Here is a 12,015-nt window from a genome sequence, read left to right as displayed (position 1 = left end):
GTGATCATGGAGCAGATCGTCGCGCTGGTGGAAGCCGCAACCCGGGTGGACGGCGTCGCGCCGCTCTCCGAACACGCCCTGCTCGCGCTCAAGGCGGGCCGGACGGGCCTGACCGTCCGGGAGAACGACGAGATCGTCGGATACGCCCATTTCGACCCGGCCACCGAGGACGAGCCCGCATCCGGCGAGCTGGTCGTCCACCCCGAGCGCCGCCACCGGGGCCACGGCCGCGAGCTCCTGCGCGCCCTGCGGCGCAAGGCCGACGGCCCGCTCCGCGTCTGGGCCCACGGCGACCTTCCCGCCGCCGCGCTCCTCGCCGACTCCGAGCGCATGGTCCGCAGCCGCGTGCTGTTCCAGATGCGCCGCTCGGCCGACGACCCGATGACCGACCCCGCCGTCCCCGCTGGCGTCTCCCTCCGCACCTTCGAGGTCGGCCGCGACGAGGACGCCTGGCTCGAAGTGAACGCCCGCGCCTTCGCCGACCACCCCGAACAGGGCCAGTGGACGATCGACGACCTCCGCGCCCGCGAGCAGGAGTCCTGGTTCGACCCGGAGGGCTTCTTCCTGGCCGAACGCGACGGCCGCCTCGTCGGCTTCCACTGGACCAAGATCCACCCGGACGGCCTCGGCGAGGTCTACGTCGTCGGCATCGACCCGTCCGCGCAGGGCCTCGGCCTGGGCCGGACGCTCACCCTCACCGGCCTCCACCACCTGCGCGACCGGGGCGTCCCCGCCGTCCTCCTCTACGTGGACGAGGACAACCGGAACGCCCTGCACCTCTACGAATCCCTCGGTTTCGCCCGCTACGCGGTGGACGTGATGTACGCCACCCCGTGAGAATCGGGGGATGCTCCTCGCCTACCTCGGCCTCTGCCTCCTGATCACCGTCACCCCCGGCCTGGACACGGCCGTGGTGATCCGCGGGACGCTGAAGGGCGGCCCGCGCGCCGGGCTCCGCACGGCCCTCGGCTGCGCGCTCGGCCTGTTCGTCCACGCGACCCTCGTCGCGGTCGGCCTCGCCGGCCTCCTCCTGCGCAGCGCGATCGTGTTCGAGGCGGTGAAGCTGGCCGGCGCCGCCTTCCTCGTCTACCTCGGCGCCCGGACGCTCTGGGCCGTCCGTCACAAGCCGCCGCTCCCCGGCGAGGCCCTCCCGCAGGACGACACGCCGAGCCGTTTCGCCAGGTTCCAGTCCCCGTTCGTCCAGGGACTTCTCACCAACCTGACCAACCCGAAGGCGACCCTGGTCTTCCTGGCCACGCTGCCGCAGTTCGTGCCCAGCGGCCGTCCCGCCGAGGCGGTGCCGATCGCGCTGGGCCTGGCGCTGATCGCGGTCCTGTTCAGCCTGAGCGGCCTCAGCCTGGTCGCGGTGGCCGTGGGTCGCGTCCGGCACCTGCTCGCCTCTCCACGCGTCCGCCGCGTCCAGGAGGCCCTCCTGGGAGCAACCCTGGTCGGCCTGGGCCTACGCGTCGCCGCCGAATGACAGCAAACCTTCCCTGATCGCCTCCAGCATCCCCGCGTCCGACCCGTGGGCCTCCCAGTGGAGGTGCTCGCCGTCGGGGGTGGGGAGGTGCGGCATATGGCGCATTCTTCAGGATCACTGGGGGTTGAGCTGGGGTGTTAACCCGGTGTCCATGGCTTGTCGAGCCATTCTTCCTGGTTGTTGAAGTTTGAGTTCATCCGTCGTTCACCTGGATCGGGGTGTCCGGACACTTCGCCCGCATAGCTTCACACTCGACGGTGAGCCCACTACCTGGACAAACGTCCACATCCTCCGGTCGGGACACCGCTGACGAAGCTATAGAGGAGACCTTGCGGTGAAGAACGGTTCTCGGCTGGCCACCCTGGGCGGTGTCGTCGTCGCCGGTGCCCTGGCGCTCAGCGCCTGCGGCAGCGACAACAACTCCGGCTCCAGCGCGAGTGAGGCCCCCAAGGGCAACATCGACTGCGCCAAGGGCACGGTCAACGCCGCCGGTTCGAGCGCGCAGAAGAACGCGATCGAGGAGTGGACCAAGCTCTTCTCGGCCAAGTGCGCCGGTGCCAACCTGAACTACAACCCGGCCGGGTCGGGCGCGGGCATCCAGTCGTTCAACTCCGGTCAGGTCTCGTTCGCCGGCTCCGACTCGGCACTGAAGCCCGCCGAGGCGACCGCCGCGCAGAAGCGCTGCCAGGGCAACCCCGCCCTGAACCTCCCGATGGTCGTCGGCCCGATCGCGGTCGTCTACAACGTGGACGGCGCCGACTCGCTGAAGCTCTCCCCCGAGACCCTCGCGGGCATCTTCGCCGGCAAGATCAAGACCTGGAACGACCCGGCGATCGCCAAGGAGAACTCCGGCGCCAAGCTGTCCGGGCCGATCAAGCCGATCTACCGCGCGGACGAGTCCGGCACCACCGAGAACTTCACCAAGTACCTCAAGGCCACCGCCCCCGGCGCGTGGACGTGGGAGCCGGCCAAGAAGTGGCCGAACGGCGTCGGCCAGGGCGCGACCAAGTCGGACGGCGTGTCCGCGCAGGTCAAGAGCACCAAGGGCTCGATCTCCTACGTCGAGCTGTCGTTCGCGACCAACAACAGCCTCAAGACCGCCGACATCAAGAACGGCGCCGGCGAGTACACCAAGCTGTCCCCGGACACCGCCTCCAAGGCCGTCGCGGGCGCCAAGGTCGTCGGCACCGGGAACGACGTCGCGCTGAAGATCGACTACGCCACCAAGGAGCCGGGCGCCTACCCGATCGTCCTGGTGACCTACGAGATCGCCTGCCAGAAGGGCCTGGCGGCCGACCAGTCGAAGTTCGTGAAGTCCTTCCTGACCTACACCTCCAGCCCGGACGGTCAGAAGATCCTCACCAACCTGGGCTACGCGCCGCTGCCCGACAGCGTGCTCACCAAGGTCCAGACGTCCGTGAAGGCGCTGTCCTGACCCGCGAGGACCATCGCCTCGTCAGCCCCCTCGCCGGTTCCGCCGGCCAGGGGGCCGACCCCGGTTCACCGCACGTTCCCACCCCACCAGGAGGGTCCCCCGTGAGCACCCAGTCCGGCATCGACGCCGCGGTCGGCGCCAGGCACCGCGCAGACACCAGGCGGCTGAGCACCGGCCGGGCCGGCGACAGGATCTTCGCCGGAGCCGCCCGCGGCTCGGGCGTCCTGGTGCTGGCGATCATGGCCGCGATCGCCGTCTTCCTGATCTGGAAGGCGATCCCGGCGCTCCAGGCGAACAAGGCGAACTTCCTCACCTCCGAGGACTGGGACCCGAACGCGGCGACGCCGAAGTTCGGCATCGCCCAGCTGGCCTTCGGCACGGTCGTGTCGTCCGGGCTGGCGCTGGTCATCGCCACCCCGGTGGCGCTCGGCATCGCGCTGTTCATCGCGTTCTACTCGCCCCGCAGGATCGCTTCGGGGCTGGGCTACGTGGTGGACCTGCTCGCCGCCGTCCCGTCGATCGTGTACGGCCTGTGGGGCCTGCTCGTCCTCGCCCCGCACATGAACGGGATCAGCACGTTCCTCAACAATGTGCTCGGCTGGATCCCGCTCTTCGGCGGCGACAGCCCCGGCAAGAACTCGATCTTCACCGCCTCGGTGGTGCTGGCGATCATGATCCTGCCGATCATCTCGTCCATCTCCCGCGAGGTGTTCCTCCAGGTCCCGCGCGCGCACGTGGAGGCGGCGCTCGCCCTCGGCGCGACCCGCTGGGAGATGATCCGGCTGTCGGTCCTGCCGTACGGACGGTCCGGCGTGATCGGCGCGGCCATGCTCGGCCTCGGCCGCGCGATGGGCGAGACCATCGCGGTCGCGATGGTGCTGACCTTCGTGCCGGGGATCAACGTCCACATCCTGGAGGACGGCGGCAGCACCTTCGCCGCCAACATCGCCAAGAGCTTCGGCGAGGCCACCGCCACCGGCCGCGGCGCGCTGATCGCCTCCGGCCTCGTGCTGTTCGTGATCACCCTCGTCGTCAACATGGCGGCCCGGGCGGTCGTCGCCCGCCGCAAGGAGTTCGTGTGAGCACCCCGTCGACCTCGCTGGGCACGGTCTCGGCGTCCCGCAAGATCAAGAACTGGATCGTCCAGGGCCTGGTCTACCTGGCGTTCGCGCTCGCGGTGATCCCGCTCATCTCGCTGCTCTGGACGGTCGTCCAGCACGGCGCGGCCCGGTTCGACGGCACCTTCTTCGGCCACTCCATGAACGGCGTGGCGGGCAAGGACGCGGGCGGCGGCGCCTACCACGCCATCATCGGGACCCTGGAGCAGGTGCTGATCGCCAGCATCATCTCCGTCCCGCTCGGCGTCCTCACCGCCGTCTACCTGGTGGAGTACGGCCGCAGCAGCCGCCTCGCCCGGATCGTCAGCTTCTTCGTGGACGTCATGACCGGCATCCCGTCCATCGTCGCCGGGCTGTTCGTCCTCGCGATGTGGATGCTGACGCTCGGCATCGGCAAGCAGGGGCAGGGCTTCGCGGGCTCGCTGGCGCTGTCCATCCTGATGATCCCCACGGTCGTCCGGGCGACGGAGGAGATGCTCAAGCTCGTCCCGAACGACCTGCGCGAGGCGTCCTACGCCCTGGGCGTGCCGCGCTGGCGGACGATCTGCTTCGTGATCCTGCCGACCGCGCTGCCGGGCATCCTCACCGGCATCATGCTCGCCGTCGCGCGCGTCATGGGCGAGACCGCCCCGCTGCTGCTCACCATCGCGGTCACGAAGGCGATCAACACCGACCCGTTCAGCGGGCCGCAGGGGTCGCTGCCGACCTTCATCTGGGACCAGGCCGCCGACCCGAACCACACCGCGATCGACCGGGCGTGGACCGCGGCCCTGGTGCTGATCCTGATCATCATGCTGTTGAACCTGGTGGCGCGGCTGATCGCGCGCGCGTACCGGCCGACCGGACGTTAGTTCACCCGAGGAGTACGAAGTCTCATGGCCAAGCGGATCGAAGTCTCGGGGCTGCACGCCTACTACGGCGGCACCCACGCCATCGAGGACATCTCGATGACGGTCGAGCCGCGCTCGGTGACCGCGTTCATCGGCCCGTCCGGCTGCGGCAAGTCCACGTTCCTCCGCACCCTCAACCGGATGCACGAGGTCATCCCGGGCGCCCGCGTCGAGGGCAAGGTGATGCTGGACGACGAGGACCTCTACGGCGCCTCCGTCGACCCGGTCGCCGTCCGCCGCACCGTCGGCATGGTCTTCCAGCGCCCCAACCCGTTCCCGACGATGTCGATCTACGACAACGTCGCCGCCGGGCTGAAGCTGAACGGCGTCCGCCGCAAGTCCCAGCTCGACGACATCGTCGAGGACTCGCTGAAGGGCGCCAACCTCTGGGAGGAGGTCAAGGACCGCCTCGGCAAGCCCGGCGCGGGCCTGTCCGGCGGCCAGCAGCAGCGCCTCTGCATCGCCCGCGCGATCGCCGTCCAGCCCCAGGTCCTGCTGATGGACGAGCCCTGCTCGGCCCTCGACCCGATCTCCACCCTCGCCATCGAGGACCTGATCGCCAAGCTGAAGAACCAGTACACGATCGTGATCGTCACCCACAACATGCAGCAGGCCGCCCGCGTCAGCGACCGCACCGCCTTCTTCAACATCGCCGGCACCGGCAAGCCGGGCAAGCTCATCGAGATCGACGACACCTCGAAGATCTTCACCAACCCCGAGCAGAAGGCCACCGAGGACTACATCACCGGCCGCTTCGGCTAATCCGCGGGCGCGCCCGCGAACCTGCGCACCTGCGCGCTCGTCTTCGCGGAAAGGCCCTCGCTCCGCTCGGACTCCTCCCATCGGGGCTCCCGCCCCGAACCCCAAGCTGGGGCTCCGCCCCAGACCCCCGGCCCCCGGCCGACCGAGGAAGGGAAAACGCCGTCCCAGGAAACCTGGGACGGCGAGGATCACTTGCCGGATGGGCATCGGGTGGCGTGGTCAGGTGAGATGCGTGAGGGCCAGTTTGGCGGCTTCGGCTAGGAGGGGTTCGGCCATCGGGGTGTTGTAGCCCTCGCGGTCGGACAGGACGGCCAGGACGATCGGGGGCTTGTTCTCGGGCCAGAGGACGGCCACGTCGTTGCAGCGGCCGTAGTCGCCGCTGCCGGTCTTGTGGGCGATCTTCCAGCCCGGCGGTAGGGCGGCGCGGATCCGGGTGCCGCCCGTCCTGGCGCGTTCCAGCCAGTCCTTGAGCAGGTCGTGCTTGTCGGCGGGCAGGGCGTTGCCGAGGACGAGTTTCTGGAAGTTTCCGGCGATGGCCCTCGGTGTCGTGGTGTCCCGCGGGTCGCCGGGGCGGTCGCGGTTCAGCTCGGGTTCGAGGTTGTCCATGCGGGTGACGCCGTCGCCCAGGCGGCGCAGGTAGGCGTTGAGCTGGGCCGGGCCGCCGATGTCGCGGACGAGCAGGTTCCCGGCGGTTCCGTCGCTGACGCGGATCGCGGCGTCGCAGAGCTCGCGGACGGTCATGGTGCCGCCGATGCGTCCCTTGGTGATCGGGGAGATCGAGTTCACGTCCGCTGCGTTGATGCGGACGCGGTCGTCCAGGTGGCTCAGGGGATGGCGGTCCAGGACCGCGGCCGCGGCGAGGGGTTTGAAAGTGGAGCAGAACGCGAATCGCTCGTCCGCGCGATAGGCGACGGTCGCGCCGTTGGCGGTCGACAGCGCGAAAAGGCCGAGACGCGCCTTGTACTTCTTCTCCAGCGCCGCGAATTCCGCGGTGTCCGGGGGCGCGGACGGGCGGGGAGGGCCCGGTCTCGTCGTGAGCGGACGGTGCCGGTCACCGCATCCGGCCAGCGGGAACAGGGCCGCCGCGGTGAGCAGCGCACGGCGGGACACGCCACCTTGGGCCATGGATTTCTGCCTTCTCTCGCGTGGACGATGCCGAGTAGAGCAGGCCCATTCGCGCCGTGTCCAATATCGATATCGGACGCGGATCGATAAACGAAGCGATATCTCGCCTGGTCAATGCGGACGGACGGCGATCGCGTTGTACACGCAGGCGGCGTCCGCGTTCGCGCCCGTGGCGGTCGCGGTCTTGACCGGCTTGCCGTCGACGGTGATACGGCAGCTCACCGTCCCGGCCCGGCCCTTGTTCCGGACGATCAGCTGGAGCACGTCCAGCCCGTTGAGGTTCCGCGTCGCCCGCCTGCGCCAGGGCAGCGGGGCGTCGGTCTCCTGGCTGGTGTCGTCACCGAAGGCGTAGGTGATGTCGGCGGACGTCGTGCCGTCCGCGCCGGCGGCGCCCAGGACGATGTCGGCGCGCCTGGTCGTCGCCGCCTTCTGGCCCGCGAATCCGAAGATCAGGCCCATGCCGCTCGCGGCGAGCAGGCCGAGGACGCCGAGGACGATGCCTCCCAGGGCCAGCCCGCGCCCCGCCTGCCGCGTCCGCCTCACCCGCAGCAGGGCGGCGGCGCCGAGCAGGATGGCCAGGAGGCTGCCGGCGCCGCCCAGCCAGAGCAGGCTGAAGATCAACGACGCGACCGCGAGCACGCTCATGCGCGGGGGCTCCGGCGCCGGCCGCCCTGCGGCGGCCGGGCCGGGAGGCGGCTGCCGCGCGGCCATGGAACCCTCCGGAGGACGGTCTGGGAGTCAGCAGGTTCATGCCCTCCGACCTGCGGTTTCATGCCGCGCCGCGGGAATGTCGGAGGCCGTGGCTAGGGTGGTCGCACCCTGACGGGGGAGTGTGCGGCCACGGGGCCGAGGTGCGCGGCGAGCCCATGGGCAAGGGCTGGACGGCGGTCGACGCATCAGACGAGGCCCTGGTCGGATGGATCGAGGAGGCGCTCATTCACCACGCCAGAGCAAGGTCGTAAGCGCGAAAGAGAAAGGGGCGGGCTCAACGGACGGAGAACAGCGGCGTGCGGGGCACGCCTAGGTACGCGCGGGGTCTTCTAGGTACGCGCGGGGGTCTTCTCCTCGGACTCGCCCGGGCGGTGGTCGGGGACGAAGCGGTAGCCGACGTTGCGGACCGTTCCGATGAGGGATTCGTACTCGGCGCCCAGCTTGGCCCGCAGGCGGCGGACGTGGACGTCCACGGTGCGGGTGCCGCCGAAGTAGTCGTAGCCCCAGACCTCCTGGAGGAGCTGGGCGCGGGTGAAGACGCGGCCCGGGTGCTGGGCGAGGTACTTCAGGAGCTCGAACTCCTTGAAGGTCAGGTCGAGGACGCGGCCGCGCAGCCGCGCGGTGTAGGTGGCCTCGTCGATGGTGAGCTCACCACTGCGGATCTCGCCCGGGACGTCCTCGGCCTCGGCGACGGCGGCCCGGCCCACGGCCAGGCGCAGCCGCGCCTCGACCTCGGCGGGACCGGCGGTCGTGAGCAGGACGTCGTCCAGCCCCCACTCGGGGGTCAGCGCGGCGAGACCGCCCTCGGTGACGATGCCGACCAGCGGGCAGTCGAGGCCGGTGGTGCGCAGCAGCCTGCACAGGCTCTTGGCCTGGACGAGGTCGCGGCGCGCGTCCACCAGGACGACGTCGGCGGGCGGGGCGTCGATGAGCGCGGATCCCTCGGCGGGCGCGACCCGCACCGAGTGCAGCAGCAGGCCCAGCGCGGGCAGGATCTCGTCGGACGGTTCCAACGCGTTGGTCAGCAGGAGCAAGCTGCTCAAGTGCCGCCTCCTCGCCCTGAAAAGAGGTCGAGATCCGGACGGCTCGGCTGCGAGCCCCAGTCCGTGACCGGTGCTCGTCGCGCGAGCTCCCTGGCCACGTCGCCCGGATCCCTTCGGCCTCGAGCATATCCAACGGGCCCCGAACGGCAACGGTCGGTGCGGTGAGTGCCGGGTTTCTGGCAGGGTGGCCGGCATGGCGAAGGGCATGATCCGGTACTGGGCCGCGGCGAAGGCGGCGGCGGGCACGGCGGAGGAACCGTACGACGCGACGTCCCTCGCCGAGGCGCTCGAAACCGCCCGCGCCGCAAGGGACGCCGAGTTCACGCGCGTCGTGTCGCGCAGCTCGTTCCTCGTGAACGGCGACCCGGTCGGCGCCCGCGCGCCCGAGGACGTGGAGCTTCCCGAGGACGGCGTCGTCGAGGTGCTGCCCCCGTTCGCCGGAGGGTGACCGACCTCACGGGCGTCCGCTTCCGGCCGGAGCGCGAGCGCGTGGCGCAGGTCACGCGAACTTCGAGATCACTCCGTGGAGTGACGCGCCGTCCCGGGGCCGCGGCACTACTGTGTGGCGATCACGCCGGTTCCCCTGTTGCGCGGCGAGGGCGGCGCCGGCCGCGACCGAAGGAGAGAGATGCGCAAGTTCCTGCTGGTGGTGCTGGTCCTGCTGGTCGTGGGGCTGGTGGCCGCGGACCGGATCGGGGTGCGGGTCGCGCAGAACGAGATCGGCAAGCAGGTCGCCGCGCAGTACAACCTGTCGCGGCAGCCGGACGTGACGATCCACGGCATCCCGTTCCTCACCCAGGCCGTCCAGGGGAACTACGACCAGATCGACGTCGGCATCGGCGACTGGACGCAGCAGGGGATCACCGTGCACGACGTCAAGGTCGAGATGCACGGCGTGGACGCCCCGCTGGACCAGGTCGCCGCCGGGAACGCCGACAACGTGACGGCGCGCACCGCCACGGCGTCCGCGGTGATCCCGTTCGACGTGATCAAGTCGCGCGCGCCGAAGGAGGTCAAGGGCGTCCGGGCGAAGGGCGACAACCTGGAGGTCGACATGGCCGGGCAGGTGCTCACGTTCAACGTGAACGGCACCGCGGAGCTGTCGGTCAAGCCGTCCCGCAGGGGCATCGCGATCACCCCGGTCAAGGTCACCACGAGCGGGATCACGGTGCCGCTGGACGCCGTCCGGGAGCGGCTCACCTGGTACGTCCCGATCACCGACCTGCCGGTCGGGTCGCGGATCCGCCAGATCCAGGTGACCGACCAGGGCCTGAAGGTGTCCGCGGAGGCCGACAACGTCAAGCTCAGCAACCTCCAGCAGCCGGTCCGCTGACGCCGTGCCGAAGCGGGTCGCGGTTTCGGTCCGCGACCGGTGAACCGGCCGTGCGCCTCGGACGTGGTGTGTACGTGGGTCCAACCGCGGACGAACGACTGCTGCGCGCCCTGTACAGCGAGCACGGCGGTCCGCTTCTCGGCTACGTCCTGCGCCTGACGGGCGGCGACCGCTCGCAGGCCGAGGACGTCGTACAGGAGACGCTGCTGCGCGCCTGGCGGCATCCGGAGGCGCTGTCGGAGCGGCCGGTGCGGCCGTGGCTGTTCACCGTCGCCCGGAACCTCGTGGTGGACGCGCACCGCGCCCGCCGCGCCCGGCCGCCGGAGACCGGCATCGACGAGCAGGTGGTCGGCACGCCCGGTGTGGACGACATCGACCGGGCGCTGGAGTCCTGGACGGTCGCGGAGGCGCTGGCCGACCTGAGCCCCAGCCACCGCGCGGTGCTCGTCGAGACCTACTACCGGGGACGCTCGGTCGCGGACGCGGCCCGGGTCCTCGGCATCCCGCCCGGCACGGTGAAGTCGCGAACCTACTACGCCCTGCGGGCGCTCAAACTCGCACTGGAGGAGCGGGGGCTGGCGCCGTGAACGACTGTGGACAGGTCCGAACCGCCCTGGGCGTCTACGTCCTCGGCGCGATCGACCCGGCCGAACGGGCCCGGGTGGACGAACATCTGGCGACGTGTCCCGAATGCCGGGACGAGCTGGCGGCCCTCGCCGGGCTGCCCGCCCTGCTCGGCCGGGTGGACACCGGCCAGATCGACGAGGTCTCCGCCCCCGCGCCCGGAGTGCTGGACGGCCTGCTCGCGCGGGCCGCCGCCGAGCGCAGCGGCCCCTGGTACCGGCGCCTTCCGTCCGTGAGCCGGGCCCCGCTCGCCGCGGCCGCCGCCGTGATCATGGTGGTGGGGCTGCTGCTCGGCGGCGTCGTCGGCCACCAGGTCGCCGGCACCCGCCCGCAGGCCGGGCCGCCGCCCTCGTCCAGCAGCGAGGAGCCGGGTGAGAAGGTCTCCGCCACCAACCCGTCCACGCATGTCACGGCCAGCGTCGTGATGCGCTCGGAATCGTGGGGCACCTACTCGGAGATCACCGTCACGGGCGTCCCCAAGGGGAACAAGTGCCGCTGGTACGTCATCACCCGCTCCGGCAAGCGGGAGATGCTCGGCAGCTGGTACGTGTCCTCGTCCGAGGGCGAAGGCGAGTACGAGGGCAACACGATGTACCCGCGCAACCAGATCGCGTCCTTCGAGGTGGACACCCTGGAAGGCCACCGCCTCGTGACCATCCCGGCCTGACCCGGCCCCGTCCGTCCCCGCCCGCGCGTCGAGCCCGTCCTTCGCGGAGGTGGGGGATGAAGGTGCGATTCTCGTCGTGGGTGAACCGGGTGGTCAGGGTTCGGTGGCGGCTGCGCGGAATCGGCGGGCGGGGACGTATGTTGACGCACGTGATGGTCAGCGGTGTCGTGGTCGCGGCGGTCGTCATAGCCGCGGCGACCGCGTTCGGGCTCGTGTGGCGGTGGCGCGATGGGAGGTTGCGCGTGGGGGACGACAAGCGCCTCCGATCCAGCGATCTAGGTTGTGAGCTGGGCGAACGCGCCACGCTGGTGCAGTTCTCGACGGTCTTCTGCGCGCCCTGCCGGGCGACCCGCCGGATCCTGGAGGACGTCGCCGGGATGGTCGACGGGGTCGTCCACGTCGAGGTGGACGCGGAGACGAACCTCGACCTCGTCCGCAGGTTCGGCATCGTCCGGACGCCCACGACCCTCATCCTGGACGCCGAGGGACGCATCGTCCGGCGCGCGACCGGAACGCCCCGCAAGGTGGACGTGATCGCCGCCCTCGGCGCGGCCGTCGCCTGAGCGGAAAGCGCGTCGCCCCGGTGGGAGCGAGGGGCGACTCGCCGTGCGCGGAGACGGTCGTTGGTTGGAAGGTATGGGCGCTGACCTGCGATGAGACGCTCGTCACCGTCTCGCCTGGCGAGACGGGCGTGACATCGGCGCGCGCGCCGGTTTAGCATCGGACCGTGCGTTACTGGACAGAGCAGATGCTCACGAAGCGTCGCGCGGTCGACTTCTGCCGCGTGGCCGCCTCGCTCTGTCGCATGGTCTGAGGCATCGAGCCGT

15 protein-coding genes are annotated in these 12,015 nt (G+C 70.7%); 12 read left to right on the top strand and 3 right to left on the bottom strand.

The annotated features are described in order from the left end of the window. Nucleotides 1-6 precede the first annotated feature (6 nt). The 6 genes from mshD to pstB all read left to right on the top strand — a co-directional run bounded on the left by mshD (nucleotide 7) and on the right by pstB (nucleotide 5,685). On the top strand, nucleotides 7-837 hold the full coding sequence (mshD, locus tag ACFPCY_RS36640; protein WP_378263239.1) for a mycothiol synthase: 831 nt from the start codon (nucleotides 7-9) through the stop codon (nucleotides 835-837). Nucleotides 838-847: 10 nt separating this feature from the next. After that, entirely contained in the window at nucleotides 848-1,480 is a 633-nt protein-coding gene (locus tag ACFPCY_RS36635; RefSeq protein WP_378263237.1) for a LysE family translocator, read from the top strand. Between the two features lie 334 nt (nucleotides 1,481-1,814). Continuing rightward, on the top strand, nucleotides 1,815-2,915 hold the full coding sequence (gene pstS, locus ACFPCY_RS36630) for a phosphate ABC transporter substrate-binding protein PstS (RefSeq protein WP_378263235.1): 1,101 nt from the start codon (nucleotides 1,815-1,817) through the stop codon (nucleotides 2,913-2,915). 119 nt (nucleotides 2,916-3,034) lie between these two features. After that, complete coding sequence (pstC, locus tag ACFPCY_RS36625) at nucleotides 3,035-3,997, top strand: phosphate ABC transporter permease subunit PstC (RefSeq protein WP_378263607.1); 963 nt, start codon at nucleotides 3,035-3,037, stop codon at nucleotides 3,995-3,997. After that, on the top strand, nucleotides 3,994-4,884 hold the full coding sequence (gene pstA / locus ACFPCY_RS36620) for a phosphate ABC transporter permease PstA (protein WP_378263233.1): 891 nt from the start codon (nucleotides 3,994-3,996) through the stop codon (nucleotides 4,882-4,884). The genes pstC and pstA overlap by 4 nt, the downstream gene beginning before the upstream one ends. Nucleotides 4,885-4,908: 24 nt before the next feature. Then, the gene (gene pstB, locus ACFPCY_RS36615; RefSeq protein ID WP_378263231.1) at nucleotides 4,909-5,685 is read left to right on the top strand and encodes a phosphate ABC transporter ATP-binding protein PstB; all 777 of its coding nucleotides are present in this window, start codon (nucleotides 4,909-4,911) and stop codon (nucleotides 5,683-5,685) included. A 219-nt stretch (nucleotides 5,686-5,904) separates the two neighbouring features. Here pstB and bla read toward each other — a convergent pair whose 3' ends face one another. The 3 genes from bla to ACFPCY_RS36600 form a co-directional block, all read right to left on the bottom strand. Continuing rightward, nucleotides 5,905-6,810, bottom strand: coding sequence for a class A beta-lactamase (gene bla / locus ACFPCY_RS36610; RefSeq protein WP_378263229.1), 906 nt, complete (start codon nucleotides 6,808-6,810; stop codon nucleotides 5,905-5,907). 111 nt (nucleotides 6,811-6,921) lie between these two features. Beyond that, nucleotides 6,922-7,455: an MmpS family transport accessory protein gene (locus ACFPCY_RS36605; RefSeq protein WP_378263227.1), complete on the bottom strand. Its 534-nt coding sequence runs from the start codon at nucleotides 7,453-7,455 to the stop codon at nucleotides 6,922-6,924. A 395-nt stretch (nucleotides 7,456-7,850) separates the two neighbouring features. Next, complete coding sequence (locus tag ACFPCY_RS36600) at nucleotides 7,851-8,564, bottom strand: winged helix-turn-helix transcriptional regulator (RefSeq protein WP_378263225.1); 714 nt, start codon at nucleotides 8,562-8,564, stop codon at nucleotides 7,851-7,853. Between the two features lie 193 nt (nucleotides 8,565-8,757). Between ACFPCY_RS36600 and ACFPCY_RS36595 the strand changes: the two genes are divergently transcribed. From ACFPCY_RS36595 to ACFPCY_RS36570, 6 genes are all read left to right on the top strand, one after another. Beyond that, a complete protein-coding gene (locus ACFPCY_RS36595) occupies nucleotides 8,758-9,012 on the top strand; it encodes a MoaD/ThiS family protein (RefSeq protein ID WP_378263223.1) in 255 nt (84 codons plus the stop codon). Nucleotides 9,013-9,192: 180 nt separating this feature from the next. Beyond that, nucleotides 9,193-9,897: an LmeA family phospholipid-binding protein gene (locus tag ACFPCY_RS36590; protein ID WP_378263221.1), complete on the top strand. Its 705-nt coding sequence runs from the start codon at nucleotides 9,193-9,195 to the stop codon at nucleotides 9,895-9,897. Between the two features lie 74 nt (nucleotides 9,898-9,971). Then, nucleotides 9,972-10,484, top strand: coding sequence for a sigma-70 family RNA polymerase sigma factor (locus ACFPCY_RS36585; protein WP_465251250.1), 513 nt, complete (start codon nucleotides 9,972-9,974; stop codon nucleotides 10,482-10,484). Further along, nucleotides 10,481-11,188, top strand: coding sequence for a zf-HC2 domain-containing protein (locus ACFPCY_RS36580; protein WP_378263219.1), 708 nt, complete (start codon nucleotides 10,481-10,483; stop codon nucleotides 11,186-11,188). The genes ACFPCY_RS36585 and ACFPCY_RS36580 overlap by 4 nt, the downstream gene beginning before the upstream one ends. A gap of 152 nt (nucleotides 11,189-11,340) precedes the next feature. Beyond that, complete coding sequence (locus tag ACFPCY_RS36575) at nucleotides 11,341-11,751, top strand: TlpA family protein disulfide reductase (RefSeq protein WP_378263603.1); 411 nt, start codon at nucleotides 11,341-11,343, stop codon at nucleotides 11,749-11,751. Nucleotides 11,752-11,936: 185 nt separating this feature from the next. After that, nucleotides 11,937-12,002 (top strand): putative leader peptide, encoded by a 66-nt coding sequence (locus tag ACFPCY_RS36570; RefSeq protein WP_372504074.1) that lies wholly within the window; start codon nucleotides 11,937-11,939, stop codon nucleotides 12,000-12,002. The last annotated feature ends 13 nt before the right edge of the window (nucleotides 12,003-12,015 follow it).

It is taken from the genome of Actinomadura gamaensis (genome assembly GCF_042652125.1).
GTDB lineage: Bacteria > Actinomycetota > Actinomycetes > Streptosporangiales > Streptosporangiaceae > Spirillospora > Spirillospora gamaensis.
This window is presented reverse-complemented; position numbering and strand designations above follow the sequence as displayed.